Raw genomic sequence first — 24,736 nt, forward strand, 5'->3', positions numbered from 1 at the left:
AAAGCTCCTTAAGTAACCTTTCTATCGTATATGTCTCTTTCCAATAAAAAAGCTTATCGACTGTCTAATAAGACTTTGTCGACAAGCTAGTTGTTCCTAAATAGAGAGCAGTCTTAAAAACAATTAATATGGATCTGAGACATGGCTTTTTTCAATCGCCTCTTCGATTGCTTGCTCTGAACCATCGCCTCCAATTGAGTTCCGATGAGAAAGGTGAGCATCTTCTCCTTTTTCCATTAATCCTTCTTTCACACGTCGTCCATATTCCGGATCACATTTTGTAAAATGATCAACCATCGTTTCTTGGATTCTCTTATCACATGGTTTTAAGGTTGTAACCAGATTCTTAATTAAATCATCCTTTTCCCAATCTGCTAAACGTCTAAATGTTTCTCCTGCCTGGCCATAGTCATTCGTTCGTTCTATCGATTCTCTTGATAATTCACCAGAAATCGTCGGTCTGTATTCTTTTCCTTCTTGTTTCGCTTCTTGTAAATTATTTAAGATACTCGGTTCATAATTGACATGAGGGTTTTGTTTTGGTCCTTGGTCGACATGATACGCCATTTGTCCGTCACGCTGGTTCGTCGCCACATGTTTTTTCGGTGCATTGATCGGCAATTGTAAATAGTTCGCTCCGACGCGATAACGTTGTGTGTCTGAATACGAGAACGTCCTCCCTTGAAGTAGCTTATCATCAGAGAAATCTAAACCATCCACTAAAACCCCTGTTCCAAATGCCACTTGCTCCACTTCTGCAAAATAATTTTCAGGGTTTTTATTCAGAACCATCTTTCCAACCGGAACCCAAGGAAATTGCTCTTTGTACCAAAGCTTCGTCGGATCTAATGGATCAAAGTCAAGCTCTGGATGATCGTCATCACTCATAATTTGTACAAAAAGTTCCCATTCCGGATACTCACCACGCTCAATCGCTTCATATAAATCCTGTGTGCCATGATTAAAGTTCTTAGCTTGAACATGTTCCGCCTCGGCTTGTGTCATATTTTTAATTGGCTGCTTCGGCTCCCAATGATATTTCACTAATACCGCTTCGCCTTCATCATTCACCCATTTATACGTATTGACACCAGACCCTTGCATCATCCGATAGTTTGCTGGAATCCCCCATGGTGAAAATAAAAAGGTAATCATATGAAGCGCTTCAGGTGATTGCGAGACAAAATCAAAAATTCGCTCCCCATCTTGTACATTCGTAACAGGATCAGGTTTAAACGCATGAACAAGATCAGGGAATTTCAAAGCATCACGAATAAAGAAAATTTTGAGGTTATTTCCAACCAAATCCCAGTTTCCATCCTCTGTATAAAACTTGACTGCAAATCCTCGTGGATCTCTTAATGTCTCAGGAGAATGACCACCGTGAATTACGCTAGAAAATCGAACAAAAACAGGAGTTTGTTTCCCTTTTTCTTGAAATAATTTTGCTCTTGTATATTTTGAAATCGGCTCCTCACCAAATGAACCATACGCTTCAAAATAACCATGTGCTCCAGCACCTCTCGCATGTACAACACGTTCTGGAATACGTTCACGATCAAAATGACTTATTTTTTCTAAAAAATCATAGTTTTCTAACGTTGTTGGACCACGACTGCCTACAGTTCTCATATTTTGATTATTTGTCACTGGGTGGCCTTGTCGATTCGTTAACGTATCTTCAGACTCATTTGTTCCATAACGTTTATCTAAAGCCCCACCAACACCCTCAACATTGGTTCCAGTTGTTTTATTTTCTTTCTCAGCCAACTTATTCACTCCTTAACTAGAAATTTTCTTTCTAGATAAGAGTCTCCAAGAAAAAAAAATTATGTATCAAATGAAGCAGGAAGTTAGTCAACACTTGATTCATTACATTATATGTATCCTAGTCCAAAGTTTGAAAAACCCCAGTAGTTGAATGAATTTTTAACAGAAAACTCAGAATTTAATTCATTCAAGTTTTTTCCTTTTACAATTGAATGCAGTTTTTGTTATTATGATAAAGTTACTATACAAAGTATAGAAGATATATATAAATCAGGAGGTAACAAAATGAATATTTTAGTAGTAAAAGCAAATAACAGACCAGCTGCAGAAGGTGTTTCAAGTCAAATGTATCAAACATTTATGGAGTCTATTAAAGATAATTCTTCTATAAATATAAAAACTTATGATGTATTTGAAGAGGACATGCCTTATCTAGGTCAAGAACTTTTTGATGCTTTTGGTAAATTACAATCTGGTGGTCAATTAACAGATGGAGAGCAACGTTTACTGACAGCGAAACAAAAAGCAATGGATGCAGTAACTGAAGCTGATTTGATCGTTTTCGCTTTCCCGTTATGGAACTTAACGATTCCTGCTCGCCTACAAACATTTGTTGATTATATTTACTCTGTTGGTTTCACGTTCAAATATGATGAAAACGGAAATATGGTTCAATTATTAAATGACAAAAAGGTCATCTTCTTAAATGCTCGTGGTGGCGTTTATTCGTCTCCAGAAATGGCACCAATTGAAATGGCAGTCAACTACATGCGCAATGTTTTCCATGCTACATTTGGAATGGAAATTGTTGATGAAGTGATTATTGAAGGCCACAATGCAATGCCAGACAAAGCTGATGAGATTGTTGCTGAAGGGTTAGAAAAAGTAAAAGAAGTAGCTAAAAAACTATCTTTACAACATGTATAAAACCATAACGAAGCGGGACAAAAGCCCTTCGAAATAAAAGTGACCGGAGATTCAACCCTCTGGTCACTTTTTTAATACCATTTATTACGAACTTTTTATGAAGCACGGCGGCGACTTCTCCCATTCGATGGTAGCTTCTTTTTCGGCGAAGCCACCTTCTTAAATAGAAAGCGAAGACCCATCATCGTCCATTTTATTAATAAAAAGACAGCGAACAGAAGTAAGAATCCCTTTATTCCCGCCACCGCATCATCAAATTCCATATTCCCACTGCCGGTAATACCTTGCTGAATCTCAATCGCAAATACGACCACAAGTACAACGGTAAAAGCATAAATAAACGATAATACTGTAATACTCCATTTAGATAAAACTTTAAATAAAAAGTGAGTGAGAAAAAAGAAAGCTACACCAAATAAACCAATGACCCAAAAATGCAATTGTTTATCATTTAAATGTACTCCAAATAAGCCGCTAAAAACACTATGAAACCAGTTAACAATATCCGAGATAAAATATATGACTTCTTTCATTTATTCACCATGTCCTATCATTTGTTTTATTTATTATACTTCAAGAATCGAAAAGCAAATAGTATAAAATAATAGAAAAAAATGGTCAGTAAAAATGACTATAGTTATAGTTAACAAAAAGTCCTCAAAAACTCAACAATGAGCATTTGAGAACCTATCCTTCTTATTTTTTACCGCATCTTCACAACCTTATTCAACAAAGGAGTGAAACCTTCAATGCGGCATTCAGCACGCTCTCCTTATGTAACAAGTTTCACTTAGTTAGCCTCCAATTTGTTGACCCATTCTAGTAAACGTATGTCTTGACTCGGGCCTGCAATAATAGAAACACTAATCGGAGCCTCTAAGTTAGTATCAATTGGGATCGTCACTTGTGGTAAGCCAGCTAATCCAGCAATCGCTGAAAGCTGCAATGTTTTAGAACGTCTCTCCTCCACTTGATCTTCAGGTAAATTCAGCAATGGTGCCACCCCTGGGACAGTCGGAACAATTAAGAGCGTATCTTCTGTTAAAATCCTAAATAATCGTTCCTTAATCACAGCCTGTAATTTTGCCATTTGTTTAAATTCTTCTTCAGTAATTTTACTGGCCATAGCAAAGCGCTCTTTAATGCCTGGACCAAATTGAGGGTTCGTTGCCGAAACCCACTCTCCATGCTCTTGCCAAATCTCATACCCTTGAATAATTCGGAAAATTTCCTTCCAAGTAGATAATCCATTCTCCTCAAGCATTATCAATTCGTGAGTTGGCATCACTTCTTTTACCTTTTCAATTGTTTTTAATAATTCTCCATTCGTTTCTTTATCAACAAGAGCCCACGCATCTTCTGGAAACAATAGCTTCCTAAATGATGACTCGCTCTTCTCTTGGGAGCTAATAAGCAGTCGGGCAATTTCTATGAGCAGTTTTTTATCTTCCGTCATCCAACCAACCGTATCAAAACTTTTTGCTAACGGAATTAAACCATCTACAGAAACAGCACCATGTGTTGGTCTAAATCCATAAATGCCACAATAAGAGGACGGAATTCGAACAGACCCACCTGTATCTGTCCCTATAGCAAAGTCAACTAATCCTGCTGCAACGACTGAAGCTGAGCCACTCGAAGAACCTCCAGGGATTCTAGTTGGGGCTTTTGGGTTAACAGGTGTTCCATAATGAATATTTTCGCCATTTAAACTATACATAAGCTCATCAGTGATTGTCGTACCAATCATTTTTGCCCCATTATTTCTCAATATTGTAATGACCTCAGCAGTTTCTTCTGCTGGTTTATGAGTAGCGAACCAATTTGGGTTTCCCGCTGTTGATGTATATCCCTCAATAGCAAAAACATCTTTGACCGCGAAGCTCTTTCCACTTAATATGCCTGTAGCAAGTGGCTCCAACGTCAGTTCTTCCTGTATATATGGATTAAGCTGTTTTGACATCGTCTCCTCCTAGATTTACCAATATGGATTCATTTTAGAAAAAAATATTTATACCGTCATTAGTCAATGTAACTAAGAATTCAAGCTTCGATTGTTTATTCCACACAATAATTAAGCATTAAGTGTTTCCTTATCTGTAAGACCAAATCGCCAAATATTTTTCTCGACTTTTTAATATACATAAAAGCAATTACAGCAAAATGAGCTAAAATCGCTTCGATCACTATGACACTTGAAAGAACTTCCGCTTGGTACAACATTCCTGGGATATTAAAAATAGAATGAGCCAAAATCGCATACAGCAAATTGTCTGATTTTGTTAGATTTCCTCGAAGAGATATGGAACGGAAAAGCGAGTCCAATGAACAAAATGTTCACCGGACTCGCTTTCTCCATTCTATAACTAGTTATGTCCTAGTCTAGTCTCAAAATCAACCTGTATTTACTAAACCAGCAGCGACGCCACTAATCGTTAAGAGTACTTCTGTCATCAGTTCATCCTCAACATGTTCAGCTGAACGCATCTTTTGGATTAAGTCAACTTGTAAGAAGTTAAGTGGATCCACATAAGGGTTTCGGCGACGAACCGACTCTCGAATATTAGGTGCATGATCTAGCAGTTCATTACTTCCTGTAATTTTTAATAAAACCTCTTTCGTCTTTTCATATTCAGCAGAAATATCTGCATAGATTCGAGTCGCGATATCTTTGTCTTCTACAAGATTTAAATATTCCTTTGCTGTTGCTAAGTCGGCTTTCATAAGAGCCATTTGCAAATTATGAATCGTCGAATGGAAAAATGGCCATTTTTGATACATTGTTTGTAGCATCTCTAAATTTTTCGAACTTTGCTCGGCAAATGATGATAAGCCTGTTCCAGCTGCATACCATGCTGGGATCATTTGACGTGATTGCGTCCAGGCGAACACCCAAGGAATCGCACGTAAATCTTCAAATCTTGAGCTATTTTTACGTCGAGTCGGACGTGAGCCAATATTCAATTCACCTAGTTCTTTTAATGGTGTCGCTTGATTAAAATAAGTTAAGAAATCTTTATCTTCAAACACAAGCGATTGATATTTTTTCAATGATTGTTTTGACATTTCTTCCATAGCAATTTCCCATTCTTTTTCGCGGAAATGGCCATGCTTTGATTTCTTATTAACTGTTGCCGTTGCTACAATTAAAGCAGATGTTGCCTGCTCTAAGTTACGGAAAGCGATATCCTCCAATAAATATCTAGAAGAAAGCACTTCTCCCTGTTCGGTGATTTTTACGCCATCACCAAGCGTTTCGACCGGTTGAGAAACAATGCTGCGATTAAGCGGACCGCCTCCACGTCCTAAAGAACCACCACGACCGTGGAAAAACTTTAAGCGGATATTAAAATCGCGAGCCATCTCATGGATTTCTTGCTGGGCTTTAAAAAGCTTCCAATTTGCCGTAAGGGTTCCACCGTCTTTACTACCGTCTGAATATCCAAGCATAATTTCTTGATGGTCACCACGGACACTTAAATGATGACGATACAAATCTAAGTCAAATAAAGTCTTCATAATTTTCGGACCTGCAATCAAATCATCAATCGTCTCTAACAACGGGGCAACATGTAAACCACTTTCAACACTTCCATCAGCATGTAAACGATAAATACCGGCTTCTTTTGCTAAAACTAATACTTCTAACAAGTCACTAGACGATTGGGTCATACTAACTAAATAGACTTCAATGGAACGGCTCCCAAACTCTAAATGTGCTCTTCGAATCATTTTAAACACATTTAATACTTTTTGAGTTTCTTCCGAGTAATCCCCTTCAAATAAAGAAAGTGGACGTGGATCGTTCAGAACTTCTTTCAGTATATTCATTTTTTCCTCTTCAGGAAGCTCCGCATAATGGTCACAAACTTTAACAGCTTTTAATAGTTCTGCTACGGCAGTTTGATGCTCCCCACTATGATTACGAATATCTAATGTTGCTAAATGGAAACCAAATAGCTGGACTTGACGAATAATATTGCGAATCGTTTTTAAACGTTTTTTAGAAGGTTGGTGAAGCTCGACATGCTCTTTTATCATTGATAAATCAGCTTCAAGTTGTTCCGAAGTTTGATAACCAATGGCCGACTTGCCGACTTCACTAAGTCGTTTTAAGACAACAGCAAATTTCCGTCGGTAAACTTCACCTTTGACAGTCCACTCTTCCCCAGCTTCTAAATAACGACTTTCTTCTTCCTCTACTAGCTTTTCAAAAGAATCGCTTACTCCTACACGAGTACTTGATTGACTGAATCGTTTCATTAAATCAATAATTTCTGTACGATACTTTTTTAGGACAAGCTTTCTTTGTAATTTTAAAGTTTCCCATGTAATTTCTGGAGTCACATTTGGATTTCCATCTCTATCTCCACCAATCCAAGAACCAAAATGCAGAAAGTTTGGTACGGCTAACTCTTTGTTTGGAAAGTATTCTTCCAGCTGAAGTTCAAGTTCTTGATGAATTTCGGGAATTGTATCAAATAATGTTTCATTAAAATAGTAAAGGCCATTTTTCACTTCATCGATAACTGTTGGTTTACGGTGACGTAATTCATCTGTTTGCCATAAAGTTGCGACTTCGTTATATAAACTTTCTTCTAAAACCTTTCTATCCTTCTTTGAAACTAGAGGTGAATCTAGTTGATTCAAAATAGCTGATATTCTCTTTTGAATTTCTAAAACGGTTCGCTTTGTCGCTTCCGTTGGGTGTGCTGTAATAATGAGTTCAATCGACAAATTTTGCAAAACATTGTTAATTTCGTCCGTGGTCATTTCCAAATCTTTTAAAGTTTCAACTGATTTTTCTAATGAAAATGGTTGTAACTTCGCCCCATCCTGAAGCTGATACTGCCTTCTCCGACGAATACGATGATTTTGTTCTGCCATATTCACTAAATGAAAATAGACAGAAAACGCACGAATAACTTGTTGGCGTGTTGGTGGCTTTAGGTTCGTAATTTCCTCTTTTAACTTCAAATATGTCTCATCATCATATTCTTGACGTAACTTCTTCGTCATTTCACGAATGGACTCAACTTTGTTAAAAAGTTCTTCTCCACCATGATGGATTAAAATTTCACCTAAAATGTTTCCTAACTTCTTCACATCATTTCGTAAGGATACGTTACTATCTGTAAGTTCAATCATTTACCCAACCTCCAATACATTCTCTCCAATCCCCTACTCACTATGTAGAACTTAAGGAATAATGAATTTTTATAATAGTACAAAAATTATCATTATTAGGTTATACATCTAAAACGTTAACAACCATTTCTCCTTAATAATACCCATATTATGTGAACAGATAAGGATCGATATTATTTTTCCATACAATACTTTTACTATTATTCTTTCTCTCTATTCGACCATTATAATAGATATTCGCTAATAACTCAAAGATCGACAAAAATAGCTGTGTGCAAAAGACATTTTGGACATAGCTGACTAGATTAAATCACAAGCTTAATTATAACATGTGCAAAAACTATCGCTCCCATTATTCCCCAAAAGAAAGAGCTTCGTTCACCCCTCTCCTTCCCTAGTACGTAACGAAGCAATACCGTTATTTCTTGTTATAAATACCCTTTAATAAAAAGTCCAAATATGTTGTTATCGCTTCTTCATGATTGTCACTGAATGGTTGTACTCTTAACACATAATGATTCATCACGAAGCCTAAAATACTAAAATAAAGTAAGTCAACGACAGCTTGGTTATTAACCGGCCGAAAATATTCTTTCTCCATCTTATCTTCTAAAAAAGAACTAATTGCTTTTTTGGTAGGTCCACTAATAAAATGTTGAACCGCCTCACGAACTTCAGAATGGTTGATGCTTTCTTTTATTAAAATATTCATCTCGACATCATATTCTTCAAAAGCTCTAATCCTTTCTAAAACAACATCTTTTATTAGTTCCTCTGGTAAAAGATATTTGCTCTCATCAATTTGAGTCGGCTTTGATATATTCGCAATGACTGGTGCTAATAGTTGAAATAAGAGATTATTTTTTGATTTAAAATTACGAAAAATTGTAATCTCGGCGACACCAGCTTGTTTAGCAATATCAATCGTAGAACTATTTTCAAATCCTTTTGTTGAGAATAATTCAGTCGCCGCTTGAATGATTTTCAATTGACTTTTAGTAAATTTCTTCTCAACATCGAGCCCATTTTTGAGCATTTCAACGGTATGTAATAATTCCTTCTTTTCATCTAATTCTTCTTTCACATGCTCACCTTCTTTAAAATTTATAAGAAAAAGGACTTATTTACTAATTTTTTATAAAACCAATCTATTATATAGGTATATTAAATCATACTTTTGCTAATTTTTGTGGTATTTTCAGTTCTTTTTTCATTTTTATAAAAAAAGAGTGAATTCCTTTCAATTTTCCCCTAAATAAATAGAAGATATTCTATTTATTGTAAATTATTAAAACATAAAAAAAGCTATGGATTTAATTTCCAATAGCTTCTAACTGTTGATTTGTTTTTTTAACTCATAACTGACCAATTCATACCGAACAGAGAATCCAATCGACCGATATAAATGAAAGGCGTCTTTTTTATCCTCCGATACTACTAATGACAGCTCATTGACTTTTAGTTCTCCAAATAAAAAATCTAGTGCTTCTTGTAGTAACTGCCGTCCAATTCCTTTGTTTCGATGAAGCTTGTCCACCCCAATAAATTCAATAGTACCCTCACGAAACGCAGGTGTTCCTTCTAAATAAACATAACCCACAACATGAGAATCACTCTTATAAATAAATAACCGATTCGTTTCATTTAAACGTTCTAGAATTCCCGCACCTGAATAATACGCTTGCTTAAATGTCTGCTCATGTAATTGAATAAATTCCGCTTTTTCATTTTGATTATGAAGCTCAATATCCTTGCCCTTTCTTTGAATAGGTTGATGCTCTTTCCTCATTTTTTTTAAAACATAATAATTCCCATCATAGCTCCCGTTTAAATGTTCTGTAATAAACCCTATTAATTGCCTATTTTTTTATTTATAAAAAATTCAAAGTCCCAATTTTTTTCGTTAACGGATGTTCTTGCCATAACCTATTTGCTATGTCTAACCAATTCTCATCACAAATAAATGGCCCCCACACTTCTGCACACTTCGTTTCAACATCATAATCAAATGCTAATATTCCAACGATTTCACCTTGATGATAAGCTAGATAAATTTCTTCTAATTGAAAATCCTCTTGTAAGACACTGTAAATTTCTTCAGGAGCCGTTCCACAATATCCAATATGGTGATCGGCCAAAGCATTTATTTGTGCCATCATCTCGGCCACTTCTTTAAAATCAGTTGCTGGCTGTATAATCATATTGAAACTCCTCTCTTTACAACGATTTTTTCAATATTATCATCATTTCTCACCAAGTATTTATACCCTATTTTTTCCACTTCAATTAATATTATAAAGTATATTCTAAAAATTTAAAAGAAAGAGGAGACTGGGACAAAACCATCATTTTAGTGATCCAACTCATTCTTAAAAAGTTTTGCCCCTTCCTCTTAAACAACAACCTTATTCACTGTAAAATTCTCTTCAATAAGTAACCAGTTTTGCGGAAAGTCCCAACCTAATACCCAATAGAAAAACCCTCTCAAATTATACTCCTTGACCAAATCAAATTTAGCCTGGATACTTCTCGCATCCTCAAACCAAACTTCATGCAGCCTGCCTTCTTCGTCATAATAATAGAAATAAGGAGACTGTGCCTGTTCATCATATAAAATTTCGGCATTATGATTAATGGCAAGCTCAATCGCTTCCTGATGATCAATCGCTCTTGCCCTAGATTCTCCTTCAACAAATGGCAATGTCCAATCATAACCATAAAGCGGAATTCCCATCATAATTTTTTCACTCGGGATGACCGAAGTTGCATACTCAATTACTCGCCTTACTTGATTAATCGGTGCTACAGCCATCGGTGGTCCACCAGTCCAGCCCCACTCATACGTCATCAAAAAAACAAAATCATTCACTTCTCCATGAAAAGCGTAATCATGGCCTTCATATAAAACTCCCTCCATGTCTCCTGATATTTGAGGAGCTAACGCACTAGAAAGGAAATAACCACGCTCATCCATTCTTGCTCGTGCTTTTAACAAGAGTTCGTTATAAGCCTGACGATTCTCGGCACCAACATACTCTAAATCTAGATCAAGACCTAAATATCCTTTTTCATCCATAATCGCAACTGCTTCATCTAACATTCGGTTTTGCAGAGCCTCATCTTGTAACACAGTGGCAACTAAATCTGTATCAAAACCACCTTCTTCTAAATTTGTGATCACTAATAGTGGAGCGACATTATGATTATAAGCGGCTTGAATAACGGCCGTATCATCTATCGGAGTTAACGATCCATCCACATTAAGTTCATAACTGAAGATTTGCACATACGTTAACGATTCACCTACTGCATTCACTTCGGCAGACGACTCCTCACCCGTTATCTCTAAAGAAACATAGGCTGCAACATCAGCCTCTCGCTTGGCCAGTTCATATGTTGGAATATACAAACGAAAACCAACCGGAAGATTTATTGTCTGCAATTGATTCACTGCCATTAAACGTTCTACAGGTATTTGATACCGCTGACTAATACTCCATAAAGATTCACCAGGCTGAACCCAATGAAAACGCCCTTGAATCGGGATGACCAATGCTTGACCGACCGCTAATTGATCTGGAAATTCTAATTCATTCGCCGCCACAATCGCCTGATAATTCGTTCCATAAGCTTCGGCAATTCGCCATAAAGATTGCCCACTTCTCACAACATGAATTTGCAAGGATATAACCTCCTTCTTTAAAAAGCGAAGCCTGTTCGCTCAGAAGCGAGAACATTAAGGATCAACGCTAAGTTCGTGCCATCCTGCCGCAACGCCTTGTACCCACGTCCTGTGGGCAGGGGCAGCTGATGAAGACGCTCTTTGTCTTCACTCAGATGAACCGATTTTTCTCGAGCTTCTAACAGGCGTAGCTAGATTGATACTAAGTTCTTAAACTCAAAAATCATGATTTAGCCTACTTTCAAAAGTTTCTTTACCATAAAAACCTATGCAACTGCCTACAAAATGGTGACAAATTTAAAAAGAGGAAAAAACCTCAACCAGATCATTCAGGCGAGGTTAATTTACAAGTATTTCGTTTTTTAATATTTCCAAAAAATCAGCGGGTTTCTCGACAAATGGGCTGTGGGCACAGTCTGTAAACTTATATAACTTTTTAGCTGGAGCCTCAATCGAATCAAAGAACCGTCTAGCTTCATTAAAACTAGTTTGATAATCATATTCACCATGGATAATGTATATAGGTAAATCAAATTGACCAGTCGCTTTTACCGCATCAAATTTCCCCATAAACTCACTTACCGCTTGATATGTTGTAAACAATCCTTTAGGAAAATTAATTCTCTCTTTAATGGAATATTGCTTACATTTAAAAACCTCTAAGATTCCTTTTAGTAACGAATAGTTGTAACGTTTCATTCCGCCACCATATTTAATTAAATAACGTGATAAAAGTTTTCCATAGGCTTCATTTTTATAATAATCTTCATCGATGGTAACTGAACGAATCTGCTCTTCCGCTTTATTATCCCTTTTTGCTAATGCTGTATTTAACAGAAATTGATGCGTTTCTCGATTAGATTCTAACATCCTCCCTACCTGGCCTGAACCAATATAAGCATGATAATGTTCAGGAAATTGGTAAGCTGTCAGACTTCCTATAATACTCCCCCAAGAATGTCCGAATAAATAGATTTTTTCTTGTACAAACTTTTTTTTCAAATATTTCGTTACTTCAATTGTGTCTGAAATATAACGCTCCATTTCCAATACACCTTGCGTCTTAGCATTATATGACATTCCCGCCCCGCGTTGATCCCAATAACAAATCGTCGCATATTGACTCCACTCTAGATTAAAAGATTTAATCATTGGATATTGGGGAAACCCCGGACCACCATGTAAGAATAAGATGACAGGATTTGTTCTATCTGTTCCTTCAATGATTAAGCCAAGCTTATGACCATCAACAGTTAAATATTCTTTTTCGAGAAACATTTTTTGATCCTCCAGAAAAATTCTCCTTTCTAAATAGAACTAAACACTAAACCTTCCTCTTCTCCTTCACCTGTGCATCAGCATGAATAGATACATCTTCTTTATATTCAACCAGGTCAATTATACACCCAGGGCCAATTTTCACTTTATTTCCACGGACCACTTTTGCTTTTGTATATTCCAATTCAATCGCATCTCCTTCAACCATTTCAGCGGTCAATTCCTTCGCTAATGGTTTTAAAAACCTATCCAAGAATCCACTTAAACTTCCGATTTTTTGAACCGTAATCTTCTCGCCACCAATCTCTTTTGCATACGAGCGTCCATTCAATTCAACTTCAATCTTATCTGCACTTAATAAACCTTCAATTTTAAAGCTACCATCTAACTTAGCATACTCAACCTCACAATCACCTTCCATTTTTACGATCCCATTTAAATAAAGATGTTCTCCTGTTGTATCACCAATCACTCTCGAGGAACCATTAATTTTAAATTTACGATGATAGACATTCCCTTCAAAAACAGAACTTCCATTCACTTTGATCACTTCTTTGCTGCGTACATCACCAACAACCTTTGTGCTACCATTGATAACAATCTTCTCACTGTGAATGGAGCCTTCTACTTTACTTGACCCACTGCAGATAAAATCAATACACTTAATATCGCCATTCACGCGTCCACTTCCACTGATTCGAACAGCATTGTACTCTCCTCCACCTGTACTACCACTACCCGAAATAACTAAATCTCCTCTTCCCTTAACGAACACTTCTCTTTCCATCACAAACACTCCCCTTTGATTAATATTTAGACATAAAATCTCTAATATTTTCTCATCCAATTGTTTAAAAGAAATCGAACTTTCCTTCCGTCGTTAACACTCTGTTCAACTTTAAAGACAGATCAAGTTAATCAAATACCAAATTATTTAATCTCTCCTTCATATCCTGTAAACGAATTCGCACAGCTATCCTAACTGATTCTTCTAAATAAATTTGAGCAGTTTCCATAACTAATACAAAGGTAACGCCCATTTTTCTCATTATTAAAAGTTCAAGGTTACTTTGAGACGCTAAATCATGCTTTTTTAAAAGCTTAATTATCTGTTTTCCTTCTTCTAAATTAATTTCACCACTTTTTAATACCTCGTCTAATAAATAGAGCTGTAAAAGTCGTGAAAAATCCAACACATCTAATTCACCGAATGTAGATTCATACAAATCAAGCACATAATCTGTAACAATGTTACGTTCCATTGCTGCTTTTTTAGTAATAGAAACGTCATTTGTTTCTTTTGTTAGTTTATCAGCGAGTTGATCTAATGATAAACCATCCTTCAGATGAATTATTTTATCAATTCGCTCAAGGATTTTTATTTTTGGAAAAAACGTTTCTTGCCCTGTAAAAGCTGACTTCCGTATAAACCACTCTTCAGGTATTAAATTTTTTCGCTTCCATCGATAAAGCTGACCATAAGATATACCAGTTACTTTTAACAAATCCTTTTTAGAAATTAATTCATCATCCATTCGTTATCGCCTCACACTATTTTATCCTAGTAACAATGTAACATAACATTGTTACGCAGTAAAGTTTATTAATAAAAAGAAAAGATTAAACCTTTTTAGTAAAGTCATAATGCTCTCTCAAATCATTTTATATGACATTGTTTTATTCAATTTGACAACCGTAGAATGTTCATGAATAATCATTAACAAAACTTGACGCTTTAATAAAGGAGAAAAAATGAAGACAATTTTTGCTGATTTACATATCCATATTGGCCGAACAGAATCAGGTCGGCCCGTAAAAATAACAGGCTCAAAATCCTTAACCATTGATCGCATTTTATATGAAGCAAGTGAAGAAAAAGGGATCGATATGATTGGTGTCATTGATTGTCACGTTCCAGAAATACTCCAAACATTAGAAAAAAGAGTACAGCAAGGCACATGTACAGAGCATCCTGGGGGAGGGGTTGTTTTTAATCAGACATCCTTATTATTAGGTTCAGAAATTGAAATCTATGATGAGAAGTGCCAAGGCCCTCTTCATGTTTTAGCTTTTCTACCTACAATAGATAAGATGTGGTTATTTTCAGAATGGCTTTCAACTCGCATGAAAAACCGTACTTTAAGTTCCCAGCGAATTTATGAAACGGGAGCCAATCTTCAGGAGAAAGTAAAAGAGCTCGGTGGACTTTTTATCCCTGCTCATATTTTTACACCATTTAAAAGCCTTTACGGTAGCGGAGTTCAACATTCACTGTCAGAAGTATTTAACCCCAATTTAATCGATGCAGTCGAGCTTGGTTTAAGTTCAGACACTAGTATGGCTGATCAAATAAGTGAATTACATTCCTATCCTTTTGTCACAAATTCTGACGCCCATTCCCTTGCTAAAATTGGCAGAGAATATCAAAAGCTTTCTGTTAAAGAAGCAAGCTTTGATGAATTTACTCTCGCTTTAAAACAGCAGCACGGTCGCGGAATCGTTGCTAATTACGGTTTAAACCCACGCTTAGGAAAATATCATGTAACAGCCTGCGAAAAGTGTTTGTCAAAAAAAATAAACAATGAGACAAAATGTTTACAATGCGACCATCACCGCTTTACAAAAGGGGTTAGTAATCGATTATTAGAACTAAAAGATACGAATATAAATCTCCCTACTCGACCACCATATATTCACCAAGTTCCATTAGAATATTTGCCAGGACTTGGACCAAAAACATTAGAAAGATTAAAGAACCACTTTGGCACAGAGATGAAAATTCTCCATGAGGTGCAGTCAGCTATGCTTGAGGAAGTTGTGCCGAGAAAAATCGTCGATATGATTATCGCAGCAAGACACGGAACCTTAAACTTAAAAGAAGGAGGCGGGGGTGTTTATGGGAAGGTACTCGGATAATTAACCCTTACAAGAAATTAAATACAAACTAGTTACTCAAAACGTCTCCAATATAGCAAGGGGACGTTTTTGAAACTAGACGAGGGTACTCCTGCTATTTTCCACAATACCCTTGGCTAAATCTTTTTCGACCTCGTTTCTTCCTCCTTTTCACACACCAACCACCTCTCTTTGGCAGCATACTTTCCCTCTTTTAAAACAGCGAAAAAGCCCATATTAAAAAGCCTGTATTAGTGATCATAAAAAATCGCCAACAACAAGCTTTATTTTTCAAGTTAATAAAAACCTTCTCTACTACTGCATGACCTCTTGTTCCCAAAAGCCTTGAAACCTTGCGTATGCGAGCGGTTTGCCTAGTCTTAATAAATTATCAGCAAAATCAATAATCGTACATGTTTCAGTCCCTCCGAATTTCGGTCCACGTAATCCACGGCCAACAATTTGTTCATATAAAATGATGCTTGTAGTCGGTCGACAAATAACAATATAATCGGTTTTTGGGGCATCAAATCCAGTCGTTAACACACCATAATTGAACAAAAATTGAATTTGTCCTTTTTTAAAAGCATCGATATAAATTCGCCTCGTTGCTTTTAGCGTTTCCCCAGAAATAGCGGCTGAACGATAGCCCATTGCATTCATTGTCTGGGATAATTGTTCCGCATGATCGACTGTGCACGTATAAACAAGTGTACTCGAACCATTAGGAATCTTAAACAATTGCGTTAGAATTTGTTCATTTCGTTGCACATCGTTTGCCAGTGTACTTAACAGCTCAGCACTAATTAACTCAGCATCAGCTTGGACTTTTTGCTCATCGACTTCATAAGCTCTTCCTGATTGATAAATGACATGCTTAGGTTTGGCCAAATAACCACGTTCTCGAAAATAAGTTAACGGATTTTCCCTATTGCTTCTCCCCGTCTTAGGCTGAATTAAATAAGCTTCAAATTTATTGACCAAATTCACTGTTTGCTCATCATTCCTCCCTGGAGTGGCCGTTAATCCGCAAATTGGAAAAAGCTTTGGCCCAACTAGTTCTTCTGCCTTTTCTAATAACAAGCTGTACATCGGTGCTACGGCATGGTGAGCTTCATCAATAATCATCGCCCCACAATGGCGAAGCATCTCTTGTAAAACAGGATCATCTGCTTTTGCCCGGTAATAAAGCTGTTGAATACTTGCAATAACAGCCCCACCTCGTAATTGCTCATCCCTCACTTTATTTCCTGCAAAATAACGATAAATTCGTAACGGTTCTGGGTATTCTTTTTCCTGCCACATATCGGCAATACAGTCGATTGCTTGTTCACATAACTCTTCACTTTGAGCAATCCAAATTAAATACTTTCCATCTGCAAAACCTTCACGCATCCACTCGATATAGCTTTCCACTGCAACCCTTGTCTTCCCTGTACCAGTTGGCATCGTTACGACACAACGGGTATGTTCTCCTTCCAACCTTAACACTCGTAGCATATCCTCTTTTATGTTTGCTTGAAAATCAACAAGTGGTGGCACCATTTTTCGTGGTTCAATCTCTAAAATGGGTTCCTTTTCAAAGCTTCTCTCTGACGCCATTCCTGCATAAGCAAGTGGAAATCCTAACGTTCTAACGAAATCCTTTGGCCATTTCCCGCCGATCAGCCATTTTTTCTTTACTAATGGTGTGATCATATATTTAGACGCAGTAATCGCTTTTTTTGAATCTGGATTACGTTGATATAATTGTATTAGTTCTTTCTCGCCTAGACTTTTCAGTAAATACGTTCTTAAATCCCTTACATTAATATCACTACCGGCAAACAGCATTTCGCCTTTTTCGCGGACAACCATCTCAATTAATTTTAACTCAGTTAATTTAATGCCGCTCATTTTAAAAACCATTTGCTCGATTTGTTTTGCCCGTTCTGTTCCAATTAAACGAATAATTAATCGTGTCGGTACTTGATATTTTTTTGTTAAAAGCTCCACACATTTTTGGATGTCTCTCTCTGTCGTACTATTCATCATTTTCTCCAACTCCACTTACGATAAAAAATCAATATTACTAGTCTATAGCTTTAAAAGGAGTATTAGCAACTGAAATGTTTCTTTTGGCATTAATTAAATAAATGATGTAAGAGACGATCCTTATCCGTAAAAAATTGGTTCATGATTTGATAATGATCGGTTTGCTCTAATCTTGGATAGATACGGAACTTATAGGCTTTATGGACTAGCACGGCTTTCACTCCCTTACAAAACGAACATTTGTTCTTATTATATCATTAAGAGGAGCGTTTTGGCTACCGCCAACCAACATTCATCTACGCCACACGTAACGATTGAGGCAGGAGTCTTCTGTCGGAAAGTAGATAAACAAAAGATCCTACTTTTATCGTGCCATATTATGGCGTTCCTCTGGCTTATCCACAGGCCACCTCCTCCCATGATTCTACAGACCCAAAAAACCCGAAAGCCATCTCTGACTTACGGGTTCTCTTTCATGTTTCTTCGTATATTAATTTAGAGTTCTTTTTCTTTCACTTGATTCTCTTCCTCTAAGACTTCTTCAACTTCCTCTTCGGCATTCGGATTTTTACTAGATAGGAACCAACCACCTACAGCAATCGCTACAAGGACACCATAGAAGAATAATTTCCATCCCGTCGAGTGGGCAAAATCATGTGGAATCACACCTAAGTCTGCATGTGACAAGGTTAAAATGACTAATTTCACCCCAACCCAGCCGACAATCATAAACGCCGCAATTTCTAGACCTGGTCGAGCATGCAAAAGTTTCACAAACCATGTCGCGGCAAATCGCATGATCACAACTCCCATTAACCCACCTGTTAAAATAACTAAAAATTGTCCGCCATCCATTCCGCCAATAGGGGCTAATCCTGATGGTGGAAGAGCGATCGCTAAAGCAACTGCAGCCAAAATCGAATCAACTGCAAAAGCAATGTCGGCAATTTCAACCTTTAATACAGTCATCCAAAATCCAGATTTCTTTTTCGGCTTTTTTGTTTCATCTTCTGGTCGTTTCCGAAAGACCCATTTTCTTATGATATGATTTAATGCAATAAATAATAAGTATAACCCACCAATCGCTTGGACTTGCCAAACATCAACAAGGAACGAAATCACAAATAACGAACCAAGACGGAAAACAAAAGCCCCAGCCAAACCATAAAACAACGCTCTTTTCCGTTCCTTTTCAGGTAAATGTTTCACCATAATCGCTAAAACCAAAGCGTTATCTGCAGCCAAAATTCCTTCTAACAAAATGAGTAATAATAATACCCAACCATATTCAAATATTAATGAAAGTTCCACTAATTAAACTCCTCTCAAGTTACACACCTTAAGCTTTTATCTTTTTATCATGTGCTTTCGTGATTCTAATCATTCTATCGAGTAAAAAGCCAATTACTAACACATCATCAACCAGGCCAAGGCCAATAATAAAATCAGGGATTAAATCATATGGCAAGAATAAATAACCAAATAGGGCCCCCGTGTATAAAAGCTTTGTTGATAATTTGATTTCTTTTATTCGATAAAAACGAAAAATCTGCGGAATGGATCGCCAAAACGTTAATAAAAATGCCGTCCTTCGAAAAAACTGTCTCATCTATTACCATCCTTTATTCGTTTTTTAATAACCCCTCCCTTGACAACTAAAAAAACCTTCACCACGTGGCGAAGGTTTAAAAAAACAATAGAAAAAGACCTTTACCACAAACGAGTAAAGGTCTTGCTAACAACATCACAAACTGTCGCCAACAAAGCCGAGAGCATCTGCTCCGTAATGACGACTTTGCTGTTAAAGCTACTCCCCTTTAGGAAGTTTATTCAGCTAATTAATATTATTACTGTAATCCCAATCACCTAACTTGTCAATTCATTTTTATAGAAATTAAAATAAAAACTAGGCAAACACCTATTGCATTAGGCTAATTTATTTCGAGATTTTTTCTAACTTTTGCAAAGTAAGCAAAATATGATCAACTAATTCAGGAATATCATTCATTTGTTCCTCACTAACTAATCGATTAAAAATCAATTCAACTCTGTTATGAATAGCACTTGTTTGATTTTTATATAAATAAGATAGCCGTTGATTGAATTCAATGCTATGCTCCCATATTTTTTTTATCTCCTTTTCAATAAGGGGACATTGTAATTCAACATCATCCATTTCAAGATAAAAATAAAGGATTAATTGGCAACTAGGATTTGATCCTTTTTGCTCAAGGATTTCCATCGCTAATTGATTCAAATCCGTTTTGAGAATTAATTCGGCCGTGACCTCCTTTTCCTCTGTTAATTGAAAAGATAGCGAAAACTCTCTCGACATGGTTGCCATTTCCAATACATCGCGGCGATTAATGATGTTTATCTCTCCATCTAAATTATCTAAATCATATAAGTAATTCTCAAATCCGATTTTTAAATTATCAAAAACGGTTGGATCAAACATACTCTCACCTACTCTTGAATCGCTGTCTCAAGCTTGTAATTTTCTAAGTCAATTTCCAACGGTTCGTTTAAAGCTAATTTCGCTAATTCCTTGCCAAGATAAGGACCAACCGTCAAACCACTTGAACCGAGTCCATTGGCGACTAACACATTCATGAATTTGGACAATCGACCGATGACAGGTAAAGAATGGGGAACAACAGGTCGAAAACCAACCTTTGTTTCCACCACCGTTGTTTCCTGTAAGTTTGGTGCATGTTCAAATGCTTTAGTCAAAATTTCATGAATGGCACCTGCTGTCGGTCTCGTATCAAAACCTGTATCATCCTCATGCGTTGTCCCCACAACTAACCTTCCTTTTTCAAAAGCTAATAAATACAATGTCCCTGGTGCCATTACAACAGGCCATCTATCGGAGTTTTGATTTTGGTAAGCTAATTCTAAAATTTGAGCTTTTTGTGGTTTGACTTGAAAATGAACACCAAGTGGCAATAAAACCTCTTGGCCCCAAGCACCCGTTGTTACGATTATTTCATCTGCTTTTATCACTTTATCGTTTATACAGACACCAGCAACTTGTCCACCTTCCATAAACAATTTTGCGTCGCCTTCTATCATGTTTGCCCCCATTTTGAGTGCCACACGGATCAATGCTAAACAAATTTTATATCCATCAACTCGTGCTCCACCTGTTGCAAAAGCAGCAAATAATGGTTCTGTTAAAAGTGGAAACCGTTTTACTATTTGATCTTGGTCGAACTTTTTTAATTCGCCCATTTCGGGAGCATTCACTTTCCGCTCCTTTGCAATCGATAATAATTTATCGATTCTTTTTTCTTCAGGATGAATATTTAATACTCCTACTTGTTGATAGCCTGTGTCTGTTTCACCTAGTTTTTCTAATTGTTTGATTAATTTTGGATAATAGGCGGCACCATTTTTAGCAAGCTGATACCACGCTTTATTTCGCCGTTGCGAAAGCCAAGGGCTAACAATTCCAGCTGCGACATTCGTTGCTTTTCCTTGATCATTTCGATCAATGATCGTCACTTTCTCCCCTTTTCTCGCTAAATGATAAGCCGTCGAAGCCCCCAAAATACCTGCCCCAATAATGACATAATGCTTCTTCATTTCCTACACACCTTTCTCTTCATTATTATTATAGAGCTGAAGCGTTTATAAACAAAGGTCAAACAAGGAATTGATTAACATTAGTCAAAAATTTAAGCAAAACACTTGAAAGTCAGAAAAGGTCAAAGTATAATAAATTCAACAAAGGTCAAAGATAGTCAAAGTCAAACCTAATTTACTGACCTTATCTTTTCTAAAAATAGAGGAGGAATTTATGATGATTTGTCAAAATTGCCAGCAACATGAAGCAACTATCAATATTCGTTTACAATATAATCAAGAGCAACATTCCATGCAGCTCTGTCAAAAATGTTATCAAGAAATACAAGCAGGAAATAAAATTCCAGCAGGGTTTGGTGGAGGGTTCCCTAACTCTATGGGAATAGATGATTTTCTCGAATCCTTTATAAATGGTGCCAAGCAGCCATTTCAACCTGGACAAACTACACAGACTAAAACAGCACATCGCGGAACTGGTGGCGGTGGATTTCTAGATCAATATGGTCAAAACTTAACAAATGCTGCCAAAGCAGGGTTAATTGATCCGGTTATTGGACGTGATGAAGAAGTCGAACGAGTGACGGAAATTTTAAACCGACGGAATAAAAACAATCCTGTCTTAATTGGAGAACCAGGTGTCGGAAAAACAGCGATTATCGAAGGGCTTGCCCTAAAAATTATTGAAGGGGATGTACCTGAAAAGCTCAAAAATAAAGAAGTCATTTTACTTGATGTCGCTTCACTTGTCTCTAACACGGGCATTCGTGGTCAATTTGAAGAACGAATGAAGCAATTGATTTCCGAATTACAACAAAAGAAAAATGTGATTCTTTTTATCGATGAGCTTCATTTAATTGTCGGAGCAGGGTCTGCGGAAGGCTCAATGGATGCAGGGAATATTTTAAAACCAGCCCTCGCTCGTGGCGAACTACAACTTGTTGGGGCTACGACTTTAAAAGAATATCGCGACATTGAAAAAGATGCCGCATTAGAACGTCGATTCCAGCCAGTAACGGTAAATGAACCAACAGTAGCACAAGCAACCGAGATCCTAAAAGGCATTCGTTCCAAATATGAAGACTATCATCAAGTGGCTTATAGTGATGAAGCTCTTGCCGCTTGTGTAAACTTATCTGCTCGTTACATTCAAGATCGCTTTTTACCAGACAAAGCCATTGACCTTTTAGATGAAGCAGGCTCAAAACAAAACCTAAAAGCTGGAATGACAAGCCAAGACGACATTAACAAACGGCTAAAAGAAGTAGCTACTAAAAAAGAGCAGGCTCTTCAACAAGAAGATTACGAAACAGCCGCCAAATTACGCGATGAAGAAGCTTCCCTAGAAAAAAAATTAGAGTCTAATCACAAACAAAACCGTCCAACAGTTGACGTTCGCGATATCGAGCTTATTATTGAGAAGAAAACGGGGATTCCCGTTGGAAAGATCCAAAAGAATGAAACAACCAAAATGAAAAACTTAGCTCCTCGTTTAGCAGAGAAAGTCATTGGGCAGGTGGAAGCGGTAGAAAAAGTCGCCAAAGCAATCCGTCGTTCCCGAGCAGGCTTAAAAGCCAAACACCGTCCAATTGGTTCCTTCCTGTTTGTCGGTCCAACTGGTGTAGGGAAAACCGAATTAACCAAAACTCTCGCCGAAGAATTATTCGGGTCAAAAGATGCGATGATTCGCCTGGATATGAGTGAGTATATGGAGAAGCATTCCGTTTCCAAATTAATCGGTTCACCTCCTGGTTATGTCGGTCATGAAGAAGCAGGACAATTAACGGAAAAAGTTCGTCGTAAGCCCTATTCGATTATTTTATTAGACGAAATCGAGAAGGCTCATCCAGATGTCCAGCATATGTTCTTACAGATTTTAGAGGATGGTCATTTAACCGATAGCCAAGGCCGCAAAGTAAGTTTTAAAGATACTGTAATCATTATGACAAGTAATGCTGGAGTTGCTACGAAAAAGATCGAGGTAGGGTTTGAAAAATCGAACGAAGCAATGAAGGAAGCTTCTGTTCTTGACTCACTTTCAAGCTTCTTTAAACCAGAATTCCTTAACCGTTTTGACAACATTATCGAATTCAAGCATTTACAAAAAGACAACTTAATTCAAATTGTCGAGTTAATGTTAGAGGAACTAAAGGGAACAGTGGCTGAACAAGGAATCACAATCGAAGTAAGTGCCGCAGCCAAGGCGAAACTAGCCGAGCTTGGTTATCACAAAGCATTCGGTGCTAGACCATTAAGAAGAACGATTCAGGAGCAATTAGAAGATCGAATCACCGATCTTATTTTAGATGAAGAAGACGTGAAACAGATTACAGTCGATGTTTCAGATGGCAATATTATTATTACGAATCAAGCTTAATTGAAGGAAAAGATCTATATAAAAGAGGCTGAGACAAAACCCACCTCTGATATGAAAAGCCGGTGACATTTTACTCGTTTAAAATGTCACCGGCTTTCATTATATTTATTGGATCCGAAGTAACTGGCGATGGATAGCGTTCTTCTCACCGTTCCCGAAAATCATGCTCCGCGTCAATCGCAAGGCACTGAACTAACCGGCTAGGCCGGTGGATTTCAGCCCTGCCACTACTTCCCACGGGAGTCTCCGCATGTTTTCGTCCACTAAGACACAGGATGATCTTCGTTTTCACTCTTGTAGGTCAAAGTGTGAAGTGACAAAATTTAAAATCAAGAAATATAGAACCAAAAACAACTAAAATATGTTCTGTGGACTCGTTTTCTACTTTCTATAACTAGTTATGTCCCAACCTCTTTCAGGGGAGTTAATTGCTTTAATCTCCCTTTAATTGAAGACAGGTCACCATTGCCTTACAGCATAATTAAGTATTTCTTGGTACAGTTCGTTCCAATCTTGATAATATTCGGTTACTTCACTTGGATTTATAAGAATTCTTTCTCCTGACTCATACTTGGCTTTAAAATCATGTAATTGGTCGATGTTCATTCTATAAAAAACTTGATAGCCTACTTTTGGATAAGGACTATTTTTATCCCAGTTTGGGTTTTCATTGTGGTCAACTATAATATACCCTAAAAGAGAACAACTTCCTGTAACATATCCTTCTTCATATACTTCACGCTTTAGACATTCTTCAGCGGTTTCTTCATTCTCAATATGTCCTCCTGGAAAGTCCCAACCTCTACGGTTCAAATTGACTAATAATAAATTATCACCATTAAAACAAAATCCATGAACACTTGTTATTAGTTCTCTTGGAGGGAGTTGTTTATCATAATTCCAGGTTAATTTTACTTTTGCTTCTCCCCAATTTACATATTTTGTAGTCATGAACTCCCCCTTATAACCCTAAACGTCTTCAACTCATCTGCTAGTTAACGGAACAAGAATAATTTTTCTTCATTTGTATTTTAACATAA

General features: G+C 37.0%; 21 protein-coding genes. 3 read left to right on the forward strand and 18 right to left on the reverse strand.

All coding sequences use genetic code 11. The features are described from left to right. Positions 1-123: 123 nt before the first annotated feature. Entirely contained in the window at positions 124-1,770 is a 1,647-nt protein-coding gene (locus BALCAV_RS13675) for a catalase (protein ID WP_003323663.1), read from the reverse strand. Between the two features lie 285 nt (positions 1,771-2,055). Here BALCAV_RS13675 and BALCAV_RS13680 point away from each other — a divergent pair, with 285 nt between their 5' ends. Next, on the forward strand, positions 2,056-2,697 hold the full coding sequence (locus BALCAV_RS13680; protein WP_003323662.1) for an FMN-dependent NADH-azoreductase: 642 nt from the start codon (positions 2,056-2,058) through the stop codon (positions 2,695-2,697). Between the two features lie 95 nt (positions 2,698-2,792). Here BALCAV_RS13680 and BALCAV_RS13685 read toward each other — a convergent pair whose 3' ends face one another. The 10 genes from BALCAV_RS13685 to BALCAV_RS13735 all read right to left on the reverse strand — a co-directional run bounded on the left by BALCAV_RS13685 (position 2,793) and on the right by BALCAV_RS13735 (position 14,340). Then, complete coding sequence (locus tag BALCAV_RS13685) at positions 2,793-3,230, reverse strand: hypothetical protein (RefSeq protein WP_003323661.1); 438 nt, start codon at positions 3,228-3,230, stop codon at positions 2,793-2,795. Positions 3,231-3,487: 257 nt separating this feature from the next. Next, complete coding sequence (locus BALCAV_RS13690) at positions 3,488-4,660, reverse strand: amidase (protein WP_003323660.1); 1,173 nt, start codon at positions 4,658-4,660, stop codon at positions 3,488-3,490. A gap of 431 nt (positions 4,661-5,091) precedes the next feature. Beyond that, positions 5,092-7,845, reverse strand: coding sequence for a phosphoenolpyruvate carboxylase (ppc, locus tag BALCAV_RS13700; protein WP_003323658.1), 2,754 nt, complete (start codon positions 7,843-7,845; stop codon positions 5,092-5,094). 418 nt (positions 7,846-8,263) lie between these two features. Then, positions 8,264-8,929, reverse strand: coding sequence for a TetR/AcrR family transcriptional regulator (locus BALCAV_RS13705; protein ID WP_003323657.1), 666 nt, complete (start codon positions 8,927-8,929; stop codon positions 8,264-8,266). Between the two features lie 246 nt (positions 8,930-9,175). Then, positions 9,176-9,634 (reverse strand): GNAT family N-acetyltransferase, encoded by a 459-nt coding sequence (locus tag BALCAV_RS13710; RefSeq protein WP_052044386.1) that lies wholly within the window; start codon positions 9,632-9,634, stop codon positions 9,176-9,178. 82 nt (positions 9,635-9,716) lie between these two features. Next, positions 9,717-10,046 (reverse strand): hypothetical protein, encoded by a 330-nt coding sequence (locus BALCAV_RS13715; protein ID WP_040324026.1) that lies wholly within the window; start codon positions 10,044-10,046, stop codon positions 9,717-9,719. A gap of 191 nt (positions 10,047-10,237) precedes the next feature. Continuing rightward, positions 10,238-11,527, reverse strand: a complete 1,290-nt coding sequence (locus tag BALCAV_RS13720; protein ID WP_003323654.1) for a glycosyl hydrolase family 18 protein — start codon at positions 11,525-11,527, stop codon at positions 10,238-10,240. Between the two features lie 339 nt (positions 11,528-11,866). Further along, positions 11,867-12,805 (reverse strand): alpha/beta fold hydrolase, encoded by a 939-nt coding sequence (locus BALCAV_RS13725; protein WP_003324054.1) that lies wholly within the window; start codon positions 12,803-12,805, stop codon positions 11,867-11,869. Between the two features lie 46 nt (positions 12,806-12,851). After that, positions 12,852-13,592: a polymer-forming cytoskeletal protein gene (locus BALCAV_RS13730; protein WP_003324055.1), complete on the reverse strand. Its 741-nt coding sequence runs from the start codon at positions 13,590-13,592 to the stop codon at positions 12,852-12,854. 127 nt (positions 13,593-13,719) lie between these two features. Then, on the reverse strand, positions 13,720-14,340 hold the full coding sequence (locus BALCAV_RS13735) for a YhbD family protein (RefSeq protein WP_003324057.1): 621 nt from the start codon (positions 14,338-14,340) through the stop codon (positions 13,720-13,722). Between the two features lie 217 nt (positions 14,341-14,557). Between BALCAV_RS13735 and BALCAV_RS13740 the strand changes: the two genes are divergently transcribed. Then, positions 14,558-15,721, forward strand: coding sequence for an endonuclease Q family protein (locus tag BALCAV_RS13740; RefSeq protein WP_003324058.1), 1,164 nt, complete (start codon positions 14,558-14,560; stop codon positions 15,719-15,721). Between the two features lie 294 nt (positions 15,722-16,015). Here BALCAV_RS13740 and BALCAV_RS13745 read toward each other — a convergent pair whose 3' ends face one another. From BALCAV_RS13745 to BALCAV_RS13765, 6 genes are all read right to left on the reverse strand, one after another. Beyond that, positions 16,016-17,734 (reverse strand): DEAD/DEAH box helicase, encoded by a 1,719-nt coding sequence (locus BALCAV_RS13745; protein WP_003324059.1) that lies wholly within the window; start codon positions 17,732-17,734, stop codon positions 16,016-16,018. An 89-nt stretch (positions 17,735-17,823) separates the two neighbouring features. Further along, positions 17,824-17,946 (reverse strand): hypothetical protein, encoded by a 123-nt coding sequence (locus tag BALCAV_RS23115; RefSeq protein ID WP_268746815.1) that lies wholly within the window; start codon positions 17,944-17,946, stop codon positions 17,824-17,826. A gap of 283 nt (positions 17,947-18,229) precedes the next feature. Then, positions 18,230-19,045, reverse strand: coding sequence for a TerC family protein (locus BALCAV_RS13750; RefSeq protein WP_003321202.1), 816 nt, complete (start codon positions 19,043-19,045; stop codon positions 18,230-18,232). Between the two features lie 28 nt (positions 19,046-19,073). Continuing rightward, the gene (locus tag BALCAV_RS13755; RefSeq protein WP_003321201.1) at positions 19,074-19,343 is read right to left on the reverse strand and encodes a YkvA family protein; all 270 of its coding nucleotides are present in this window, start codon (positions 19,341-19,343) and stop codon (positions 19,074-19,076) included. A 327-nt stretch (positions 19,344-19,670) separates the two neighbouring features. Then, positions 19,671-20,192: a hypothetical protein gene (locus BALCAV_RS13760; RefSeq protein ID WP_003321200.1), complete on the reverse strand. Its 522-nt coding sequence runs from the start codon at positions 20,190-20,192 to the stop codon at positions 19,671-19,673. 8 nt (positions 20,193-20,200) lie between these two features. Further along, positions 20,201-21,322 carry an NAD(P)/FAD-dependent oxidoreductase gene (locus BALCAV_RS13765; RefSeq protein WP_003321199.1) on the reverse strand — a complete coding sequence of 374 codons (1,122 nt, stop codon included), beginning with the start codon at positions 21,320-21,322 and terminating at the stop codon, positions 20,201-20,203. 217 nt (positions 21,323-21,539) lie between these two features. Here BALCAV_RS13765 and BALCAV_RS13770 point away from each other — a divergent pair, with 217 nt between their 5' ends. Further along, positions 21,540-23,696, forward strand: coding sequence for an ATP-dependent Clp protease ATP-binding subunit (locus BALCAV_RS13770; RefSeq protein ID WP_003321198.1), 2,157 nt, complete (start codon positions 21,540-21,542; stop codon positions 23,694-23,696). 459 nt (positions 23,697-24,155) lie between these two features. On the opposite strand, the gene BALCAV_RS13775 is transcribed toward BALCAV_RS13770, so the two are convergent. Next, a complete protein-coding gene (locus tag BALCAV_RS13775; protein ID WP_003322177.1) occupies positions 24,156-24,647 on the reverse strand; it encodes an NUDIX hydrolase in 492 nt (163 codons plus the stop codon). Between the last annotated feature and the right edge of the window lie 89 nt (positions 24,648-24,736).

Source organism: Alkalihalobacillus alcalophilus ATCC 27647 = CGMCC 1.3604 (assembly GCF_000292245.2).
Taxonomy (GTDB): Bacteria; Bacillota; Bacilli; order Bacillales; family Bacillaceae_D; genus Alkalihalobacillus; species Alkalihalobacillus alcalophilus.